Below are 21,793 nucleotides of genomic sequence, written 5' to 3'. Positions count from 1 at the left end.
TTTTCGCGCGGAGGTGGCGGCTTTTCTCGTGGAGCTGGCGGCGGCGGCTTTTCCCGATCCGGCCCGGCGGCCAGCGGCAGCTTTTCCGCGCAACGACCTTCCGCGGGCGGAGGCTATGGTCGCGCCGGGGCCGCATCGGGCGGCGGTTTTTCCGCCCAGAGATCGGCAGGTGGTGCCGGCGGCGCAGCGGCGGGAACGCGTCAGGCTGGGGCAACCGAACGGTCGTCGCAGCGGAGCGCCACGGCGCAGAACGCCTCCCGCGAAGCGGGTTTTACCGAGCGGTCCGCGCAGCGCAACGAGACGCAGCAGGTCCGGGCCCAAGAACGAGCCGACACCCGCGCCTCCGCTCAGGCGGAACGGACGGAGAGGCAAGCGGAGCGGCAACAGGGGCAGACCGAGCGCACCGAAGCCCGCCAGCAGGGGCAGAGCGAACGGACCGAAGCCCGATCCTACGCGGCGCAGAACATGGCGAACCATTGGGACTATCACCACGATTATGATGATTGGGACGATGATTGGGGGTGGGCTTTCGCCGGGGCCGCGATTGGAGCGACGGCCGGCTACATCGCCGGGGCGGCGACGGCGTCGCCGACCTATGTGACCGTGCTTCCGTGCGCGCCGACGGTCGTGGAGGCCGGAAGCGTGAGCTATTACGGCTGCAGTGGCACCTGGTACAACCGCACCTACGTCAACGGAACCGCGTCCTACATCACCGTGGCACCGCCACCCGGCTATTAGGGCCAACGGCTCGGGCGCTGACGTGTTCGGAGGCATCGGAAGAACCGATCGAACGTTGTTGGTGCTCGTAAGCCATTCCCAGCACGAGGTCATCGTCCGCCGTCGCCGGGCATGACACGAAGCAAATGGCCCGCCGTGCAGCATGCCCGTGCAGCATGCGGGAAAGGGCACCGTGTTACCGTATCATGGAGTTACCGTAGCCTGACCCGCCGCCCCTCGTGCTACTTCTGAACCGAGCCGCCGGTGCGGTTCAATGCTGGAACCGGTCCCTTCATCGCCAACATGCGCGTCACCCGAGGGCTCCGGGACATTGCCTCCGGGACACTGGCGGTCGTATGTCGGCGACGCAGAGCAAGGTGGTCTCTCGGCCATGATGGAAGACCGTCGCGATATCCCGGCCCGCCGCACCGCACGACCGGCATCGCCGAGGCACGCAGGATGCCGGGCTCGCAGGTTGAGGCTGTTCGTCCTAGCGTTGGCGATGGGTTTCCAAGCCGCATGCGCGATGCTTCCGGCCGAACGTGATCACACTGACGCCGCGCTCGAGCGGTATCGGGTCGCCTTCGCCGCAATGCGGCCGAGTGCTCTGCCGCCCGCGACGTCCGATCCCAACTACGTCCTCTTCGCCGATGTGCTGCAGCGTGTGCTGTCGTCCCACATCAGGCCGGCTGATCCGGATCGGCTGGTCGGCACGGCGGTATCAGGATTGCTCAAGAAGAAACAGGACGACCGGGCCGCCAGCGAACGGGTTCTGACCGAGAGCGCCATCGATGCCATGCTGACCTCCCTCGACCCGTATTCGGGGTTTCTCGACGCCGAGCACGCGCGCGACGTTCGCGATCAGATGCATGGCGAATTCCCCGGCTTGGGAATTGTGGTCACGCCGGATGATGGAAGCGGCCTGCTCCGCGTCGTCAGCGCCGACGCAACCACACCCGCGGCCCGCGCCGGGGTGCGGGCTGACGACCTGATCGCTCGGATCGATGGCCGCGAGGTGAAGGGATTAAGCCTGCACGAGGCGGTGATGACCCTGCGTGGTCCGTCCGGCGGTAGCGTGGCGTTGCTGCTGCTGCGCCCGGGCAGCGATGGTCCCCTGTTCGTGTCCGTAACACGGACCATCGTGCGTTCTGAGCCGGTCCTTCACCGGCTTGAGGATGGCGTCGCTTATATCCGGATCACCCACTTCAATGAGCAAACCAGCCGCCTTGTCCACGAAGCCTTCGATACGATGAGGCACCAGACCGACGGTGAACTGGCCGGCGTTGTGCTGGATCTGCGGGATAACCCCGGTGGCCTGTTCGACCAAGGCGTGAGGGTCGCCGACGCCTTCCTTGGCGCGGTGGAGATCGTGTCCACCCGGGGCCGTGCATCGGGCGTGCAGCATTATTACGGGGGTACGCGCGACGACGTGGCGCAGGACCTGCCATTGGCGGTGCTGATCGACAGCGGCACGACGTCCGCAGCGGAGGTCGTCGCCGGGGCGTTGCAGGACCATGACCGGGCGCTGCTGTTCGGCGGGCGCAGCTACGGCAAAGGCTCGGTCCAGACGATCTTCCAACTGGCCGGTGGCGACGGCCTTCGGCTGACCACGGCGCGCTACTTCCGACCGTCCGGCGGTCCGGTGGAATGCTTCGGTATTGTGCCGAACGTGGCCATCAGCCCGGCTGGCCGCCCCCCTCCGTCGGGCACATGGCCCAGGATGGCTGTGGCCGAGGAGACGCATCCCGACCCGGCAACCTGCGATCCCGACGCCGTTGCACCACCGCCGCCACGAACCTGGGCCATGGCTGAGCTTTGTCCCGAGGTGGCCAGGCGGCCAGCCCAGTCCGGAGCGGATCGTCCGCTGGACTGTGCCGTTGCCGCGATCCGCATGCACCGATTCGAAAAAGCCATGACGGAATGAGTGCGTTGGTGGTGGGTGGGTCCGGCGTTACGCCGCACAAGATGGCTTCATCACGCCGGGACGGAAAGGAAGGCGAACATGGCACAGACGCTCTCGGAACAGGAAAAAGCGCTCCTGGACGCGTACTGGCGGGCCGCAAACTATCTGTCCGTCGGCCAAATCTATCTCTATGACAATCCGTTGCTCAAAGAACCCCTTACTAAGGAACACATCAAACCGCGGCTGCTGGGACACTGGGGAACCACGCCCGGTTTGAACTTCATCTATGCGCACCTGAACCGCGTTATCCGGCGGTATGATCTGAACATGATCTACATCACCGGCCCAGGGCACGGCGGGCCGGCCATGGTCGCGAACGCTTATCTCGAGGGCACGTACAGCGAAGTCTACCCCGACGTCTCGTTGGACGAAGAGGGCATGAAACGCCTCTTCAAACAATTCTCGTTTCCGGGGGGCATTCCCAGCCACGTGGCGCCGGAGACCCCCGGCTCGATCCATGAAGGCGGCGAACTTGGCTATGCCCTCTCGCACGCCTACGGGGCCGCCTTCGACAACCCCGACCTGATCGTCTCCTGCATTGTCGGCGATGGGGAGGCGGAAACCGGGCCGCTGGCGACGAGCTGGCATTCCAACAAGCTGCTCAATCCATTCACCGACGGCGTCGTTCTGCCCATCCTGCACCTCAATGGCTACAAGATCGCCAATCCCAGCATCCTGGCCCGGATCAGCCACGAGGAGGTGGACCAGCTTTTCCGCGGCTACGGGTACACCCCGTACTTCGTGGAAGGGGAGCAACCGGACGCCATGCACGAACTCATGGCCGCTACCTTGGACGCCGCCGTTGCCGAGATTCAACGGATTCAGGACGATGCGTGTCGGACGGGCATCCCGGAGCGTCCCCGCTGGCCCATGATCGTGTTCCGCAGCCCCAAGGGATGGACCTGCCCGAAGGAGATCGACGGCAAACGCACGGAGGGGTTTTGGCGCTCGCACCAGGTCCCTATGGGAGGCATGCAGGACAACCCGGCCCACGTGCGGCTTCTCGAAGACTGGATGAAGAGCTACCGTCCCACGGAGCTTTTCGACGACCATGGGCGTCTTCGGTCCGAACTCGCCAACCTTGCGCCGCATGGCACGCGCCGCATGAGCGCCAACCCGCATGCCAACGGTGGAATGCTTCTCCGCGACCTCCGCCTTCCGGATTTCCGCGACTACGCCGTCGCGGTGCCGGCTCCCGGCGCGACGACGGCCGAGTCCACCCGGGTCATGGGCCAGTTTCTTCGCGATGTGATGACGCTGAACATGGAGGCGCGGAACTTCCGCCTCTTCAGCCCGGACGAGAACAACTCCAACCGCTGGCAGGACGTGCTGGAGGCCACCGACCGTGCGTGGATCGCTGAGACCTACGCGTGGGACGATCACCTTGCTCCGGATGGTCGCGTCATGGAGATGCTCAGCGAGCATCAGTGCCAGGGTTGGCTCGAAGGCTATCTCCTGACGGGCCGGCACGGCTTCTTCTCCTGCTACGAGGCCTTCATCCACATCGTTGATTCGATGGTCAACCAGCATGCCAAATGGCTGAAGGTGTGCAACCACATCCCTTGGCGGCGGCCCATCGCCTCGCTGAACTATCTGTTGTCCAGCCACGTCTGGCGACAGGACCACAACGGCTTCAGCCACCAGGATCCGGGATTCATCGACCACGTCGTCAACAAAAAGGCCGAGGTGGTCCGGGTGTATCTGCCGCCCGACGCCAATTGCCTGCTGTCGGTCACCGACCATTGCCTGCGCAGCCGGAATTACGTCAACGTCGTCGTCGCCGGCAAGCAGCCCGCCCCGCAGTGGTTGACGATGGACGAGGCGGTCAAGCATTGCACCGCCGGCCTCGGAATCTGGGAGTGGGCCAGCAACGACCGCGATGGCGAGCCGGATGTGGTGATGGCGTGCTGCGGGGACGTGCCGACCTTGGAAACGCTGGCGGCGGTCGATCTTCTCCGCCGGCACGCTCCCGAGTTGAAGGTCCGCGTCATCAACGTCGTTGACCTCATGACGCTGCAGCCCCCCAGCGAGCATCCGCACGGCCTCCCGGACCGGGACTTCGACGCGCTCTTCACCACGGATAAGCCCATCATCTTCGCCTTTCACGGCTACCCCTGGCTCATTCACCGGCTGACCTACCGACGCGCCGGCCATCGTAATCTTCACGTGCGCGGCTACAAGGAGGAAGGAACCACCAGCACGCCCTTCGACATGTGCGTCATGAACGAACTCGACCGGTTCCATCTGGTCGGAGACGTGATCGATCGCGTGCCGAAGCTGGGCCCCCGCGCCGCTTACGCCAAGCAGGCGATCCGCGACAAGCTCATCGAGCACAAGGACTACATCAGGCGGCATGGCGACGACATGCCCGAGATTTCCGGCTGGACCTGGGGGCAGACCACGGCGGCGCGGGGAGCCGGTTCGACCGAGCCCGACAACGTCTAAACGATCAACGTCCCGGCCCTTTCAGCGCACGATCAGAACGCCATGATCGTACGGAGCACGATGACGTGCGCCTTGTCATCCGGTGAGCCCGTGATCACCGTCTCCGGACGGTCGCTGTTGGCGAGCACGTAGTCATATTGGGCATGCACGCTCAGGCCCGGAGCGACGGTGTAGCCGGCGCCAACCTCGTAGACCTGCACCCGGCGGCTGCCCGGAGTGACCATGGAGCCCGGGTCGACGCCGTACTTGTAGTTCGCGCCCACCACAAACGGGCCGGTGGTGTACTGCACGCCCGCGGTCCAGTTGTACATGTCCTCGGCGAAGAAGCCCGTACGCTTGTTCTGGCCGGATTTGCCGAAGCTGGTGTAGCTGCCGCCGACGGCGAAGCCGGCGTAGCCGAACTGCGCGCCGACCTGCCAGGCGTTCAGGTCGCGGAAGGAGTCCGCGGGCACCGTGCTGTCCGACGACGTGCCCCAGTAATAGCCGGCGCTCGCCTTGACGTCGAAGCCGGCGAGGGTGCTTTCGTAGTTCGCGCCGATCTCGACCAGATCGGTGAAGATGTTGGTGACGCCCTGGTTGGCGATGGCCGAGGACGCCTTCAGCCGGTTGACGTCCTGATTGAAGGAGTCGTTGCGCGGCGTGTAGCTGGCGCCGAGTTGCAGCCCGGCGAAGCGCGGCGAGAAATAGAGGATCTTCGTGGCGTTGGCTTCCGGCGTCAGCGACGGCCAGACAATGCTGGCGGCGTTGACGGCTTCGGCGACGCCACCGGCCACGTCGGCCCCCTGGTACCGGCCGTTCGCGGGGTTGATCGACTGACCGGCCGTCGTCGAGCCGACGAAGTTCGTCACCTGATCGAGATCCACGATGCTGGTCGGCAGGTAATCGCCGGGAGTCGAGATGAAGGTCTCGTCGTTGAAGGAGTTGGACACGCCGAGGCGGATCTGGCCGAACGTGCCCTGCACGAAGATGTAGGCGCGGTCGGCGTTGACGTTGGTGGTGGAGCCGGCGGCGCGGACGCGGACGCGGCCGCCATACTCCAGGCCGTTGTCGGCCCTGGCGGTCGGGATGATGTTCACGCGGAAGCGGTTGCGGAACTCGGTCGAGCGCAGGCCGGAGTCGCGGTCCTGATTGACGAAGCCGGCCTCGAAGAAGGCATCGCCGCCGATCTTCACTTCGTACTTGGCCTGGGCGTTGGCCCCGCCGGCCCCCATCGCCAGAGCGACGGCGGCGCAGCCCGCCGGCAGATAGCGGTTCATGATTGTCCCCTCCCTCCTGGCAGCGATCGTTCAGCGTGTTGAGCCAAAAGACGGAACCATTCCACCGGCGCCGGTAAGACGCGACCGCCAAACTGCGGCCCAATCGATGCTCAAAGGCAAGATGGCTGACAAAAGAAGCGCAGACGAACGCCGCATCACCGCTTTGTCGTCTTGAAATCACTATGATCAATGAAACGGACGGTTTTCAAACGCCACTTCAGCAAGGCGCAAGGCATTTCGGGGCTATCCATTCCGGATGGTCAGCCCCGCAACGGCGGAGCGTCGCCCGGCGGCGTGTCCACGGCCCTCTTCCACACCCGCAGCCCGCAGACGGCAAAGAGAATGGTGATGAGCGGATTGAGAATGTTGAAGAAGCAGTAGGCGGCAAAGCCGGTCGCCGACACGCCGAGCGCCGCGGCCATGTAGGCCCCGCAGCTGTTCCAGGGAATCAGCGGCGAGGTCACGGTGGCCGAGTCCCCGACGACGCGCGACAGCAGCACGGGGGCGAGGCCCCTCTTGGCGAATTCCGCCTTGAACAGCCGGCCGGGCAAGGCGATCGCAATGTACTGATCCGAGGTGATGATGTTGGCGCCCACGCAGGTGGCGACGACCGCCGCTACCAGCCCGCCAATGGACCGCATCCGATGGATCACCGGATCGATCAGCCGATTGAGGAGCCCGGCGTGCTCCACCGTCGCGCCGAACGACAGCGCGGTGATGATCAGCCACACCGTGTTCATCATGCTGGACATGCCGCCCCGCGTCAGGATGACGTCGAGGGCTTGGTTGCCGCTGTGCGCGACATACCCGTTGGCGAGCGCCGTCCACACCCCCTTCAGCCCGGCCAGAGCGACCGGCAGCTCCGGTGCGGCGGCGAAGGCGACGACGCGCGCCGGTTCCTGGATGACCGCCAGGATTCCGCCCGCCAGAGCGCCGAAGAAGATCGTGACGAAGGGCGGGAACCGGGCGATCGACAGGCCAAGGACCAGCAGCAGCGGCGAGAAGGCCCACAGCGACACCGTGAAGTGGCTTTCGATGCCGGACAGCATGGCGCTCGCGTCGAAATCGCCGGGCGCTCCCAGCGCTCCAAAGAGAAGGACCGCGATAAGCAGGGCGGGAACCGAGGTGAACAGCGATTCCCGGATGTGCTCGTAAATCCCGGATCCCGTCACCGCGGTCGCCAAGTTGGCGGTGTCGGACAGCGGGGAGGCCTTGTCGCCGAAATAGGCGCCGGAGATGACCGCGCCCGCCGTGATCTCCGGCGACAGGTTCATGCTGGCCGCCACACCCATCAAACCAATGCCAATGGTGCCGGCCACGGTCCAGGAACTGCCGATGCTGAAGCCGATCAGGGCGCAGATCAGCGCGGTCGTCGCGTAGAAATAGTGGGGGCTGAGGATCTGGAGGCCGTAATAGACCATCGCCACGATCGTGCCGCTGAGCGCCCAGGTGCCGATCAGCGCGCCCACCGCCAGCAGGATCATGATGGCCGCGAGGCCGGTCGCAATGCCATCGACCACGGCTTGGCGCAACCCGTCCCAGGGCATCCCGTTCTTGTAGGCGATGCCCGCCGCGACGATCCCGGAGAACAGCAGGGCCACCTGATTCGGCCCGGCGGAGGCGTCCTTGCCGAACAGCAGGTAGGACAGCGCGAGCAGCCCGATGAGGGCGACCATCGGAATCAGAGCATCGATCAGCGAGGGTCGCCGTACCTCCCGCCGTTCCCCGGTCGGTGTCGAGACGTGGTTCGTCATGACCGCAGCCCCCTTTTCCGGATCGCCTCCCTATCCGTACCAACTCACCCGTGCCAACTCATCGCCGTGAAGGTCTTGTCGATCAGCGTGCCCTTCTCCCCGCGCACGATCGCCGGAATGTCGGCGAGCGCCCCGATCGCGGCGGTCCGGCCCGTGGTCATGGCGAACCGGCAGGCGGCGTCCACCTTCGGCCCCATGGACCCGGCCGGGAACGTGTGTTGGCCCATCGCCTCCGGGCTCGCGCGGTGGATGGCCCGCGCCTCCGGCGTTCCCCAGCCGAGGAACACCGCCTCGGCATCCGTCGCCATGATCAAAAGGTCGGCGTCCAGTTCGCGCGCCAGCAGCTCCGAGCAGAGATCCTTGTCGATCACCGCCTCGACGCCGACCAGCGTCCGCTCCTTGCCCGGCTGGTACATGGTGGGGATCCCGCCGCCGCCGGCGCAGACCACGACGGTTCCATGATCCAGCAGCCAGCGGATCGGCCGGATCTCGAAGATGCGCTTGGGCGCAGGCGACGGAACGACCCGCCGCCAGGACGCGCCGTCCGGCTTGAACACCCACCCTTTCTCGGCCGCGATGCGCTCGGCCTCGGCGGCGCCGTAGACCGGCCCGACGAACTTGGTCGGATCGCCGAAGGCCGGATCGTCGCCATCGACCTCCACCATGGTCAGCAGCGTGGCGAAGGGCACCTCGAACGGCAGCCGATTGCCCAGCTCCTGCTCGATCATGTAGCCGATCATGCCCTCGGTTTCGGCGCCCAGGACGTCCAGCGGATAGGCCTCGTCCGGCCGGTAGGCGGCGCCTTGGAGCGCCAGAAGCCCGACCTGCGGCCCATTGCCGTGGCTGATCACCAGCTGGTGCTCCCGGGCGACGGGGGCCATGGCCTCGGCAGCGATCCGGACGTTGCGGCGCTGCGCGTCGGCGGTCATCGGCTCGCCGCGTTTCAACAAAGCATTGCCCCCCAGAGCGACGACGACGCGCATGGCCTCATTCTCCCAGCGTGGCGACGAGAAGCGCCTTGATCGTGTGCATGCGGTTCTCCGCCTGCTCGAAGGCGATGTTCGCCTCCGATTCGAAGACCTCGTTGGTCACCTCAAGCCCGTCGGGCATCCCGTAGTCCTCGGCGATCTGCCGGCCCAGCGTCGTCTCGCTGTCGTGGAAGGCCGGCAGACAGTGCATGAACTTCACCTGCGGGTTGCCGCTGGCCGCCATCAGCGCCGGGTTGACCTGATAAGGCTTCAGCAGCGCGATCCGCTCCCGCCACACCTCCTTAGGCTCGCCCATCGAAACCCAGACGTCCGTGTGGATGAAGTCGACCCCGGCCACCGCTTCGGTGGTGTTGTCGGTGATCATCAGCCGCGCGCCGGACGCCGCTGCCAGCCGGCGGGCGATGGCGGTGTACTCCTCCGACGGCCACAGGCTCTGCGGGCCGCAGATGCGTACGTCCATGCCCATCAGGCAGCCGACGATCATCAGCGAGTGCCCCATGTTGGACCGGGTGTCGCCGACATAGGCGTACTTGATGTCGGCGATCGGCTTGTCGCTGTGCTCGCGCATCGTCATGACGTCGGCGAGCATCTGGGTCGGGTGGTATTCGTCGGTGAGGCCGTTGTAGACCGGCACGCCCGCATACTTTGCCAGCTGTTCCACGCCACCCTGCGCGGCGCCACGGTATTCGATGGCGTCGTACATCCGCCCGAGGACGCGCGCCGTGTCCTTGAAGGATTCCTTGTGGCCGATCTGCGAGCCCGCGGGATCGAGGTAGGTGACGTTGGCCCCCTGGTCGTGGCAGGCAACCTCGAAGGCGCAGCGGGTCCGCGTCGACGTCTTTTCGAAGATCAGGCAGATCTCCTTGCCGAGCAGGTGCTGCTGTTCGGTCCTGGCGTACTTCGCACGCTTGAGGTCGCGCGCCAGGTCGAGCACATAACGAAACTCCCGCGGCGTGTAGTCCTGGACGGTGAGCAGCGAACGGTTGCGCAGATTGAAGCTCATCGTTTCCCTCCGGGTTTGGTGTTCGCAGCTGTCCGTCAGTCGGCGGGCTCCCGCCAGATCGGGCAGGTCATGCAGTGGCCGCCGCCCCGGCCGCGGCCGAGTTCCGCCCCACGGACGGTGATGACCTCGACGCCGGCCTTGCGCAGCAGCGTGTTGGTGTGGGTGTTGCGGTCGTAGGCGACGACCACGCCGGGTTCCAAGGCGACGACGTTGTTGCCGTCGTCCCATTGCTCGCGCTCCGCCTCGTAGGCATTCCCGCCGGTGCCGACGACGCGGAGTTTGGGGTAGCCCAGCGCCTCGGCCACGACCTCCAGCAGCGGCGCCGCCTCCGGACGCACCTCGAAGCGTCCCTCGTCGTCCAGGGGATGGGCGCTGTAGCAGCGGATCTGGTCAACGACCTCGCGGAAGACCGTCACCAGATCGCGGTCGCAGAACGAGAAGACCGTGTCCAGGTGCATGGCCGCGCGGCTCTTCGGCATCAGGCAGGCGATGACCCGCGACGCCGCGTTGTTGCGGAACAACGCGCGGGTCACCTGGCCGACCGCCTGGCGGTTGGTGCGCTCACCCATGCCGATGAGGACGACGCCTTTGCCGATCGGCATCACATCGCCGCCCTCCAGTGAGGCGCCGGTGAAGTCCTCGTCGCTGTCGCCCCACCAGATGGTGAAGCCGCCGCCCCGGAAGCGGGGGTGGAACTTGTAGACCGCGCGTTGCAGCAGCGTTTCCGGCTTGCGGGCCGGCCAGAACATCGGGTTGCAGGTCACACCGTTGTAGATCCAGCAGGACGGGTCCCGCTGGAACAGGGTGTTGGGGATCGGCGGCAGCACGAAGTCGGTGCCGCCGAACGCCTCGTGCAGCAGCACGCTCACGCTGTTGTCCGGCAGGTCCGATATGGCGAAGCCGCCGATGAGATGGGCGGCGAGCTGCCTGGACGGCATCTCGTCCAGCCACGGGCGCATGACCTCCACAGCGGCGAGACCAACCGTGTTGGCGGTGACGCGGCGGTCGAGCACGAATTTCCGCGCCTGTGGATCGTCGAGCGTCTGCGCCAACAGGTCGTGCAGGTCCAGAACCTCGACTCCGCGCTCCTCCATTTTCAGCACAAGGTCGTGGTGGTCCTTCTGCGCCTCGTGCACCCAGATGACGTCGTCGAACAGAAGGTCGTGGCAGTTGCCGGGGGTGAGGCGCTGGTGCGCCAGCGATGGCCGGCAAACCAGGACGGTCCGCAGCTTGCCGACTTCCGAGTGCACGCCGACTTCAGACATGACGCGTCTCCCTGCTTAGATGGCCCGAAGGATTCCGCGCGCGGGCCTTGTGCGGTTGTCGTGTACCGTCAGAGGGGGCTGATCGTGCCGGTCCACATGAGCCAGGCGGCGAGCACGGCGAGGATGGCGATGAGCGCCGCGATGACCATCTCCACGCCGGTGAAGGCGCGCTCGCCGCAGTCGCGCCGGGCCCGGGCATAGACCAGGATTCCCGGCGCGAAGAGGACCGCGCACATCAGCAGGTACTGGAGGCCGGCCGCGTAGACGAGCCACAGGCCGTAGGCCGTCGCCAAGGCGCCGATCAGGATGCCCTTCGTCCGCGGTTCGCTGCCGTAGCTCTCGCCGGTCAGAGCCAGCTTCAACGCATAGGCGCCGGACAGGACGTAGGGGGGAAGGATCGCGACCGAGGCGATGAAGTAGAAGAACTGGTACGCGCCGCGCGAAAAGAAACTGAGGGCGAGGAAGAGCTGGATCAGCAGATTGGTCGCCCACAGGGCGTTCACCGGCGACCCGTTGGCGTTCTCGGCGGCGAACCATTTCGGGAAGGTTCCGTCGCGGCCGCAGGTGTAGGGGATCTCCGCGCACAGCAGCGTCCAGGACAGGAACGCGCCGCCGACCGAGATCACCAGGCCGATGTTGATCAGGGCGGCGCCCCACGGGCCGACGAGGGACTCGAACACGCCCGCCATGGAGGGCACCTTGAGGTCGGCGAGTTCGGGTTGCCGCAGGACGCCCGTCGCCAGCAGCGACACCAGCACATAGATTCCCAGCGCGCCGACGAACCCGATCACGGTCGCCCGGCCGACGTCGGAGCGGCGGGCCGCGCGGGCGGAATAGACGCTGGCGCCTTCGATGCCGATGAACACCCACAGGGTCACCAGCATCGTGCTCTTCACCTGATGCAAGACCGAGCCGAGGCCGCCCGTGCCGGCTCCGGCGCCGCTTCCCCAGAAATCGACTGTGAAGCGATCCCAATGAAAGCCGACGATGGCCACCAGGACGAACAGGAACAACGGCACCAGCTTGGCGATCGAGGTGACGACGTTCACGAAGGCCGCCTGCTTGATGCCGCCGAGCACGAGCGCGTGGATCAGCCACAGGCACAGCGACGCGCCGACGATGGAGGGCAGGTTGTTGCCGTCGCCGAAGATGGGGAAGAAGTGGGACAGCGCCGAGAAGATGGCCACCGCGTAGGCCACGTTCCCCAGAAAGGCGCTCAGCCAATAGCCCCAGGCGCTGTTGAAGCCGACGAACGGTCCGAAGCCGGCCTTGGCGTAGGCGTAGGGGCCGGCGTTCAGGTCGGGCTTGCGCACGGCCAGGCTCTGGTACACGAAGGCGAGCATCAGCATGCCGATGCCAGTGATGAACCAGCCAATCAGGATGGCACCGGGCGACGCGCCCTTGGACATGTCCGACGGGAGATTGAAGACCCCGCCGCCAATCATGGAACCGACGACGAGCGCCACCAGCGGGAGCAAGGTCAGCTTGTGTGACTTCTGCGTCTGCGCCGCATCAACCGTGCCCACTGGTGCCAAGCCGTTCACGTCCGCCGTCGTCATCGCCGTCTCCCCGCCGTCCGCATTTCCCTGCCGTCCTCGGGTGGAAGCCCAAATTTTAAGCTCCAGGGTACTGTCACAGAAGATTGATACGGTTTCCGCGCAGCCTCTGCGCCGCTCTCGAAGCTGCCCATTACGACGATAAACCACGCAGACAGAGCGGCGCAATTTGCGGACACGCCGCCAGCAACAGAATGTTACGGTAACTTCACATCTGCTTTTCGGTAACCTAAGAGAGGGGAATTGCCTCGGCACTGCTTATTTCGCAGTTGCGAATTTGCAGTTGCGAATAAACAGCCTTGTCTGCCTGGGACTGCGCTCTTAGCACGAATATTGATTCCAACTTTCAGGTCGGGACAGCTGCGTCGATGTGATTTTTGGCTGCCGCACCCGTCCCGCCAGCCTTTTCTCCGTCAGCATCAAACGCCCTTGGGGATGCCGAGCCTGTGCTTCTCAATTCGGCGGCGCGTTTTGCCCCACCAGCGGAACCACAGTCACCGGCCGCGCCGAAAGCGGGCGGACGGGTGACGGCCTCAATAAGGTAGTGCACCGAACTTTTGAGTGGATGGAAATTATACTTCTAAGTGTATTCCTCCGATTGCAAAATCAGCAATACGATAAAGCGCGCGCTACTTTGTATTGATGCTTAACTACATCGCAGTATCTTAAATTTTTGAAAAATAGACGTTTGCAAACACATTCTTTGACAAGAGGGTTTATTCACAAACCAATCGTTGAAGTTTTTAGCAAAACATTCGCGCACTTTCTGCGAGGCTCCTTTGCGATCCTGAACCCGTTGGTCGTCCACCGGATGTCAGGCGCCAAGAAGGAATACACCCATGCCATGCTTCCTAACAGGATGCGGAAAAACGGGCCGATGCAGCGCCTTCGCCTCTGCTGAGGCTTGAAGATGGCGTTTTGAACGCCCGTTTTGGTCGGGATGGAGCGTTTTTCCTCGCTCCGAGGCTCCCGGAGCCGCCGTTCAGGCGGACTCCGGGCACGATTACGCTGCAGCCAGCAGCTTGGGCAGGCGGATCAGGTTGTAGGCGGCAGCGGTCAGGGTGAACATCCAGCCGACGCGAGCCGTGCCTCGGTGACGGGTCTTGCGCAGCCCGGCCGCTTTGATCCAACCGAACACCTCTTCGATCCGCTTGCGGATCCGAAGGCTGACGGCGTAGCCGGGGTGACGGGTGGTCCGGCCGTCGATCGCCGAGCGGCGGTTGCTGGTGTTCTGCGCGACATGCGGGGCGGCGCCCAACTCGCGCAGGTTCGCCACGAAATCCTTGGTGTCATAGGCCTTGTCGGCGGCCACCGTGATGCGGTGGCGCCCGGGAATGGCCTCGACCATGGAGACCGCCGCCTCGCGTTCGGCCAAGCCGGTGGCCGCGGTGAGCCGGACATCGACCACCAGGGCGTGGCGGTTCTCCATCAGCGCGTGGCCCATGAAGGCCAGTTTCGCCGGCTGCCCGTGGCCCTTGCGGTACAGCCGCGCCTCGGGATCGCTGGTCGAGGCGTGCGTTTCGTTGGACCGCTTCTCGCCATGGAAGTCGCGTTCACCGTTGCGCCCCGGGCCCGGCGGCTCGCCGCTGCCGTCCTTGGGCCGGAAGCTCTTCACCGAGGCCCACGCTTCGATCAACGTGCCGTCCACCGAGAAGTGCTCGTCCGACAACAACGCCTTGACCTTCGGCTGGCCCAGCACGGTGGCCAGGAACTTGGCCGCCACATCGCCGGCCAGCAGACGCTCACGGTTCTTGGTGAAGACCGTCACGTCCCACACCGGGGCATCCATCGACAGGCCGACGAACCAGCGGAACAGCAGATTGTAGTCCAACTGCTCCATCAACTGGCGTTCCGAACGCACCGAGTAGAAGGCCTGGAGCAGCAGCGCACGCAGCAGCTTCTCCGGCGGGATCGAAGGCCGTCCGATCTTCGAGTACAGACCCTCGAAGGCTGGCGACATCACCTCCAGCGCTTCATCCACGATGGCCCGGATCGCTCGCAGCGGGTGGGTGGCCGGAACCCGCGCCTCGCAACTTACGTAGCTGAACAGACCCTCGCTGCGTTCGTCCGAACCCCGCATCGTCCCCTCGCCGGCCGCTTTCTCCACGACCGGAGGGAATCACGACCGCCCGGCCGGGCAAAGCCTTTTTCCGCGTCCTGCTAAACGACACCATTCCGCGCGAGCTGATCGTGGCGGCCCTGGAGCGCATTCTTGCCAGCCGGGAGTTCCGCAACTCCACCCGCAAGCGCCGCTTCATCCAATTTGTCGTGAATGAAGCTCTGGCCGGACGCTCCGACCACATCAAGGGCTACGCCATCGCGCTGGATGTGTTCGACCGTGACGCCGATTTCGATTCGATGCTCGACCCGATCGTCCGCATCCAAGCCGGCCGCATTCGCCGCAGCTTGGAGCGCTATTACGACACTGAGGGGGCCGACACCCAGGTTCGGATCACCATCCCCAAGGGCAGCTATGTCCCATGTTTCTTTCTCGTGGGGAGCGACGCCCCTCCCGCCCTTGAACAACAAAGTGTAAGCGTGGCTCGCACCCTTGCTCCGCCCGTTGTCGCCTCTTGGAGCGGCGCTCCCAAGGCGAACCAGCCGGTCGCCACGCCGCCCCCACGGTCCGTGTTCACCGCGCACACGATCAATCCACGTCTCGTTCTTATCACAGCGGCAGTCCTGGTGTTCGTGACAGCCCTCCTTGTGCCCATGGTGTTGGGCGTTCCATTCCGGACGAGGTTGGCATTGCTGGAGCCTTCGTTCAGCGACACGCGCGCGCCCTCGCTGATGGTGCTGCCCTTCACCAACGGCACCGGCGACCCGGCCCAGGACGTCGTTGCCGATGGCTTCACCGAAGATTTGGCCGGGGCCCTCGTCCAGTCCCAAAGAGTGCGTGTGTTCGGGGCGGACAACCACGAACCCACCCCACCGCCGTTGCACATAAGAATGCCTGACGTTCGTATGGATTACGTGCTTCGGGGCAGCATCAACCAGTCCGGCGAACAGGTCCAGGTCACGACTGTGCTGAGCGACGGCCAGAGCCGCCGCTACCTTTGGGCCGACAACATCCGCCGGGAGGCGAAACCCGACACGATGATCGCGGTGCGGCAGGCCATTGCCGTCGAGGTCGCCCGTGCCCTGACGCAACCGAAAGGCGTGTTCGACACCGAAGCGGTGCGAGGCTCCCTTATTCGCCCGACGGCGGCGCTCTCCACCCCGGAATGCGGGTCATTTCGTACGCTGATGGCTTGGATTGGGCTGACGGCGCCCTGCTGAGGACTGCATTTTAGAGGGGATGTCCATGCGATCTCTGCGACGTGTGCCACCGCTGCGTGGTGCCCTGTCGGCCCTGGCCGGCGTCCTGTTCGTTCTGCTCACCGCCACGGGCTGCGGCACGCCCACGCGCCTCGACGCGGTGCCGGTCGCCAGCGAGGCCAAGGCCAGCGTCGTCGGCATGCCCGAGGTGCGCTACTGGGGAGACGACGAGGTCAGTGACTTCCAGCGCGATGCCCTGGAGTCCGTGCGTCGGGAGCGGGACCTGCTCCAGCAGGCGGGCCATCGCGGGCCGCTGCCCCCGGCCGACTTCCTGGCGATCTCCGGGGGTGGCGAGGACGGCGCCTTCGGCGCCGGCCTGCTGGTGGGCTGGAGCGCCGCCGGGACGCGGCCGCGCTTCAAGGGCGTCACCGGCATCAGCACCGGGGCGCTGATCGCGCCCTTCGCGTTCCTCGGGCCCGCGTACGACGACAAGCTCAAGGAGGTCTACACGACCATCACGAACAAGGACATCCTCGAACAGCGCGGCTTCCTGGCCGCCCTCAACAACGATGCCATGGCCGACACCGCGCCGCTGCGGAAACTCGTACAACGGATCTTCGACCAGCCGATGCTCGACGCGATCGCGGCCGAGCATGAGAAGGGCCGCATCCTGCTGATCGGCACCACCAACCTCGACGCCCGCCGCCCGGTCATCTGGAACGTCACCAAGATCGCGGCCAGCCGTCACCCGCTGGCGCTGGAGCTGGTGCAAACCCTCCTGGTGGCCTCGGCGGCCATTCCCGGCGCCTTCCCCCCGGTCATGATCAGCGTCGAGGCGGACGGCAAGAGGTTTGAGGAGATGCACGTGGACGGCGGCGCCACGGCGCAGGTGTTCGTCTATCCGCCCGGCTTGAACCTGAAGGCGGAAGCGCAGCGGGCGGGGATCGTGCGCCAGCGGCGTCTCTACGTCATCCGCAACGCCCGGCTCGATCCGGACTGGGCCCAGGTCGATCGCCAGACCTTGAGCATCGCCAACCGCGCCATCGCCTCGCTGATCCAGACGCAAGGTGTGGGCGATCTGTACCGCATCTACATCGCCGCCCAGCGCGATGGCATCGACTTCAATCTCGCCTACATTCCCGAGAGCTTCAAGACGCCGCTCCGCGAGCCGTTCGACCCGGTCTACATGAAGGACCTGTTCAAGATCGGCTACGACTTGGCCGCCAACGGCTATCCCTGGGCCAAGACCCCGCCCGGCTACGCCGCGCCGCAGGTGGAGCCGCCGATTCCGCCCACGACGGCCGGGGCGACCAGGGCGGCATCCGCCAAGCGGGCCACGGCGGGGGCCGGCTCCTGAAGGCCGAGCTTCAGTGTTCCATCGCGCCGCCGATCGAAAGGCGACGGGCAAGCCCTGCGGTGTGCGCCCGTTTGGCCAAGGTGACTTGCGCGCGGCGCCCGCCATACTGATCCCTGTCCGTCCTGTCCGCGTCCGAGACGGACCCACAGCGGAGAGCATTCGGTCATGGCACATCCACTGCGTTTCAAGGCTGGCGAGGTGCTGTTTCGACAGGGGGACGCGAGCGACTGCGTGCTCTGGGTCAGGCATGGCGACATCGACGTCCTGCGCGAACACGGGGACGCGTCCATCCTGATCGGCCAAGTGCGGGGCGGCGAATGGCTGGGGGAAATGGGCGTGATCGAAAGCCGCCCCCGCAGCGCCACCGCCCGGGCGTCTATGGACGGCGCGGCCGAGGTGCTGAGCGCGCAGGACTTCCTGGATCGGGTGAGCCGCGACGCCGCGCTGGCGCGCGATCTGATCCAACGGCTCAGCGTTCGCCTGCGGACAATCGAGGACAAAATCGCCGGCGACCTGCTGCCCGAGGCGGCCGGGCCCGCCTCCACCGAGGGCGGCGGGGTGCCGTCCGACACGATGATCCCCGGCGACGCGCCGCTCACCCTGATCGCCCAGTCCGACGCCCTGCGCGGGCGGATCGGCGGAGGTCCCCTCCCCATCACGCGACTGCCGTTTGTCGTCGGCCGGGCTCCGGCCAGGGGTGAAGCCCCGCCGCTGCGGCGACCCGATCTGTGCATCGACGACCACGAGCCCTTTCGCCTCTCGCGCGACCATTTCATGATCGCCGGCAGCCAAGGCCGCCTGCTGGTCACCGATCTCGGCAGCACGCTCGGGACGGTGGTGAACGGGCACGCGATCGGGCAGAATTTCATGAGGGACACGGCCCCTCTGCGCCGTGGCGACAATCGCGTCGTCGCCGGCGGCGGGGGATCTCCCTTCGACTTCGCCGTGGCCGTCGGCTGAAGCGGGGCCGTTGCAAGACCTTCGAGCGTGAGGCGGTCAGCGGACGGCGCTTCCGGGAGACCACGGCCCGCCGCCGCGACCGTATCGGAGGGTTGAGGCCGGAGGGTTGAGGCATGCGCGTTCGTGTCAGCTATCAACTCTCGATCACGTTGATGGTCGGCGTCCTTGTTCTTGGGGTCGGGCTGGGGTTGGTCATCCTAAGCTTCGACCGGGCACGGTCGATCACCCGCTCCGCGGCGCTGACGTTCATCGAGCGCGTCGCGGAGCACACGGCCGACCGCGTCGACGGCGAGTTCAAGGGTGTTCTCGACACGCTGGAGGTGCTGGCGACGCTTCCCGCCATCACGTCCAGCGCCATCGCGAACAATCCCCCGCTGTACGCGGTGATGGCGGCGCTCTTGCGACGGCATGCTCAGCTTTACAACTTGTATGTCGGCTACGACGACGGTGCCTACCTTGAACTCAATGACCTGTCCCGGGTTGGCGACGCGGCACGTGGGCAAATGGGCACGCCGCCTGATTCCGCGTTCCGGCTGGCCGTTATCGGCGATGCGCAAGAGCAGCAAACGCGAGCTCAGGTCACGCAGTATCTATCGGCCGGCCTTGCACCCATAGCGAGTACAGAACGCGAGACCGACTATGATCCACGCGGCCGGCCCTGGTATCGCACAGCGATCGACGACACCGCCGGGGCCGTCACCGCTCCGTATGTGTCCGTACTGACGGCTTTGCCCGGCTACACGGTTCGGCTGCCGTTCCAAGGTGACCGGCACGGAGTCGTGGCAGGAAACATCCTCTTAGCCGACATCGGAGCATTCTTGCGCGCCCAGCAACTTGGCGCGTCGGGGGTCGTGCTGCTGTTCGACGACAACGGGCGTGTCGTCGCCCATCCGCGCATGGCGTCGGTCCTGCACCAACGTGCCCCGGGCGGGCAACTGGAGCTGCCGCACCTCGACCAGATGCTGGATGTCGACATCACGCCTCCCTTGAACGCCTGGATGGCCGGTGGCGCCGCGGAGCAGATTTTCTCGCGGGCGACCGACGGCCGTACGTATGTGGCGGCTTTCCGGTCGGTTCCATCGGCGGGTTCTGCCCACCTGCGGTTGGCCGTCGTCGCTCCGCTTGACGAATTCTTCGCGGCGGTCGAGGCCGGACGGCGTCGCCTGGTCCTGCTCGCCCTCGGGGTCGTTCTCGGAACGCTCCCCGTGGTCTGGTGGATCGGCTCGCGGCTGTCGCGGTCCATGAAGGATTTGGCTAGGGAAACCGAGCGCATTCAGAATTTTGAGACGGCCAGCCCTCGACCAGAGGTCCGATCTTTGATTCGGGAAATCGATGATCTCGGGCGGTCCGTGGCCACCATGCGGACGGTGGTGCTGACCTTCGCCCGGTTCGTACCCAAGCGCCTGGTCCAGCAGCTGGTCACGACGGGCGCGGCGCTGCGGCTGGGCGGCACCCGCCGGGAGGTGACGATCCTCTTCACCGACATCGAGGGATTCACCGCGATCACCGAAAAGGCGGCGCCTGAGCAGGTGATGAACCAGACATCCCGCTACCTCGGCGTGCTGTCCGCTGCGATCATGGAGCATGGCGGCACGGTCGACAAATTCATCGGCGACGCCGTCATGGCGATCTGGAACGCGCCGGCGGACGATCCCGATCACGTCGCCCATGCCTGCGCCGCCGTGCTGGCCTGCCGGACGGCGATCCAGCAGCTCAACGCCGCCTTCGAACAGGAGGGCTGGCCGGCTTACCGGACGCGCTTCGGGCTTCACACCGGCGAGGCCGTGGTCGGCACCATCGGCTCCGCCGACCGCATGGCCTACACCGTGCTCGGCGCGACGGTCAATCTGGCGGCCCGGCTGGAGCCGCTCAACAAGGATTACGGCACGGACATCCTGGTGAGCGCGGCGGTTGCCGAGTGCGTGTCCGACCGCTTTGTGTTCCGCGTGGTGGACACGGTGCTGCCGCGCGGACTTCAGGAGCCCATCGGTATCCTTGAGCTGTGCGCCGCGCGCGACCTCGTCTCGTCGACGCGGCCGATACACCGCGTCCGATGAGATCTTTTGCACTTAAACCGCGGCCAGCTGCTCCGGAGCGTCATCGGACAAAGCCTCGACAACCGGTTCTACCGTCCGACTCCCAAGGCTCTGCATCCGCCGCGGTGGCACGCCCAAAATCCGCACAGGAGGGGGAAACCACGCCATACTCAGCGTCATCGTTACCGTCCAGTCTGAAAACTGCACGTTAATAGGTTTCGCTGCCGGAGAGACCGCCAGGATCACCACCGTTGAGACCTGGACCGACACTGCCAAGACCATCGCTTGGGGCGACATCCGCGAATGCAGGGGGCGCCTCAGGCGAATGGCCCGTGTGCGAAAGTTCCGTGCCATCACGCGTCGGGGCGGCAAGCCCACGCGGTTCACAGACGACGTGGTCCGCGCGGAAGATGGATTGGAAGAGGTTGCACGTGTTCCCGGTGATCAGGTCCAGACCATGGTCGGCGATGGACTTGCCGGACATCCCTACCGAGACGACGTCAGCCACTATGCCGGCCGCACAGCCACACAGCGAAAGCGCGACGACGGAGACACCAGCCCAGACGCAAACGCTACCGCTGGTATGCTGTCTCTCCGATGGATGATAAGGGTTCCGCATCGCACACCTGCCACGGCTTCGTCACGGCATCGGGTCTCCGGTTTGCGGTCCGCGTCGAAAGAAGTCCGCCATTCCGGCGCGCGCGAGGGTGAACAGGGTCTTCAAAAAGGCCGGACGGTCGGCGCGGATGGTGATGGTCTCGTCGGCCCAATACGCTAGGCGCCGGCCGCTGCGGCCCGCCTCGCAGAAGTCGTCGACGCGGCCATCGCCGTTGAGGGCTTGGACGTCGAGCACAAGGCATAAGGCCACGTCCATCGCCAAGCAGCGCGAGACGCGTGCGACCGGCGCGCCATAGTCGAGCGTATCGTAGCATTGGCGGAGGGCGGGAAGGGCCTCGCCGGCACCGTCCGCCTGGTACAGCCTGAGGATCGCCTGAACACCCGGCGTTACGTCGTCTTCGACAAGCGCAGGCGCCCGCCCGCTCTCTTGCGCGAGGGCCGCGTGAGCCCCCAGAGCAAACACCGCCAGGACAAGCCCCCAGAGGATCGCGTCCCACCGCGTGGTGTCTGAGGCGTGAGGCTGGCCCGCCGGAGCGCTCCCCCATAGCTGGCGCAGGCGGGCCGGCCGTTCGGGAGCGGCGGTCACCGTGTTCTTCGGCTAAGTTGAGGTTGCTTA

The 21,793-nt window shown here is 65.8% G+C and carries 15 protein-coding genes; 7 read left to right on the top strand and 8 right to left on the bottom strand.

The window, feature by feature from the left end; all coding sequences use genetic code 11:
• The first annotated feature begins 465 nt into the window (after positions 1-465).
• The 3 genes from M2351_RS38340 (at position 466) to M2351_RS38330 (ending at position 5,125) form a co-directional block, all read left to right on the top strand.
• A complete protein-coding gene (locus tag M2351_RS38340; protein ID WP_264661223.1) occupies positions 466-738 on the top strand; it encodes a hypothetical protein in 273 nt (90 codons plus the stop codon).
• Positions 739-1,192: 454 nt separating this feature from the next.
• Complete coding sequence (locus M2351_RS38335) at positions 1,193-2,641, top strand: S41 family peptidase (protein ID WP_264661222.1); 1,449 nt, start codon at positions 1,193-1,195, stop codon at positions 2,639-2,641.
• Complete coding sequence (locus M2351_RS38330) at positions 2,642-5,125, top strand: phosphoketolase family protein (RefSeq protein ID WP_319801969.1); 2,484 nt, start codon at positions 2,642-2,644, stop codon at positions 5,123-5,125.
• 32 nt (positions 5,126-5,157) lie between these two features.
• Here M2351_RS38330 and M2351_RS38325 read toward each other — a convergent pair whose 3' ends face one another.
• From M2351_RS38325 to M2351_RS38295, 7 genes are all read right to left on the bottom strand, one after another.
• Entirely contained in the window at positions 5,158-6,381 is a 1,224-nt protein-coding gene (locus M2351_RS38325) for a porin (protein ID WP_264661221.1), read from the bottom strand.
• 260 nt (positions 6,382-6,641) lie between these two features.
• Positions 6,642-8,135 (bottom strand): Na+/H+ antiporter NhaC family protein, encoded by a 1,494-nt coding sequence (locus M2351_RS38320; protein WP_264661220.1) that lies wholly within the window; start codon positions 8,133-8,135, stop codon positions 6,642-6,644.
• 44 nt (positions 8,136-8,179) lie between these two features.
• Positions 8,180-9,118 (bottom strand): carbamate kinase, encoded by a 939-nt coding sequence (gene arcC, locus M2351_RS38315; protein WP_264661219.1) that lies wholly within the window; start codon positions 9,116-9,118, stop codon positions 8,180-8,182.
• A 4-nt stretch (positions 9,119-9,122) separates the two neighbouring features.
• On the bottom strand, positions 9,123-10,127 hold the full coding sequence (locus tag M2351_RS38310) for an ornithine carbamoyltransferase (RefSeq protein WP_264661218.1): 1,005 nt from the start codon (positions 10,125-10,127) through the stop codon (positions 9,123-9,125).
• A 35-nt stretch (positions 10,128-10,162) separates the two neighbouring features.
• Positions 10,163-11,392 (bottom strand): arginine deiminase, encoded by a 1,230-nt coding sequence (locus M2351_RS38305; protein WP_264661217.1) that lies wholly within the window; start codon positions 11,390-11,392, stop codon positions 10,163-10,165.
• A 68-nt stretch (positions 11,393-11,460) separates the two neighbouring features.
• On the bottom strand, positions 11,461-12,951 hold the full coding sequence (arcD, locus tag M2351_RS38300; protein ID WP_264661216.1) for an arginine-ornithine antiporter: 1,491 nt from the start codon (positions 12,949-12,951) through the stop codon (positions 11,461-11,463).
• A gap of 1,000 nt (positions 12,952-13,951) precedes the next feature.
• Positions 13,952-15,028, bottom strand: a complete 1,077-nt coding sequence (locus M2351_RS38295; protein ID WP_264656639.1) for an IS5 family transposase — start codon at positions 15,026-15,028, stop codon at positions 13,952-13,954.
• A gap of 110 nt (positions 15,029-15,138) precedes the next feature.
• Here M2351_RS38295 and M2351_RS38290 point away from each other — a divergent pair, with 110 nt between their 5' ends.
• The 4 genes from M2351_RS38290 (at position 15,139) to M2351_RS38275 (ending at position 20,580) form a co-directional block, all read left to right on the top strand.
• Positions 15,139-16,227, top strand: a complete 1,089-nt coding sequence (locus tag M2351_RS38290) for a hypothetical protein (protein WP_264661215.1) — start codon at positions 15,139-15,141, stop codon at positions 16,225-16,227.
• A gap of 25 nt (positions 16,228-16,252) precedes the next feature.
• Positions 16,253-17,563 (top strand): patatin-like phospholipase family protein, encoded by a 1,311-nt coding sequence (locus tag M2351_RS38285; protein ID WP_264661214.1) that lies wholly within the window; start codon positions 16,253-16,255, stop codon positions 17,561-17,563.
• A 165-nt stretch (positions 17,564-17,728) separates the two neighbouring features.
• Positions 17,729-18,523, top strand: a complete 795-nt coding sequence (locus M2351_RS38280; protein WP_264661213.1) for a cyclic nucleotide-binding domain-containing protein — start codon at positions 17,729-17,731, stop codon at positions 18,521-18,523.
• Between the two features lie 113 nt (positions 18,524-18,636).
• Positions 18,637-20,580, top strand: a complete 1,944-nt coding sequence (locus tag M2351_RS38275) for an adenylate/guanylate cyclase domain-containing protein (RefSeq protein WP_264661212.1) — start codon at positions 18,637-18,639, stop codon at positions 20,578-20,580.
• A 619-nt stretch (positions 20,581-21,199) separates the two neighbouring features.
• Here the strand turns inward: M2351_RS38275 and M2351_RS38270 are convergent.
• Positions 21,200-21,763, bottom strand: a complete 564-nt coding sequence (locus M2351_RS38270) for a hypothetical protein (RefSeq protein WP_264661211.1) — start codon at positions 21,761-21,763, stop codon at positions 21,200-21,202.
• Positions 21,764-21,793: the final 30 nt, after the last annotated feature.

It is taken from the genome of Azospirillum canadense (assembly GCF_025961225.1).
In the GTDB taxonomy this organism is placed as follows: Bacteria; Pseudomonadota; Alphaproteobacteria; order Azospirillales; family Azospirillaceae; genus Azospirillum; species Azospirillum canadense.
This window is presented reverse-complemented; position numbering and strand designations above follow the sequence as displayed.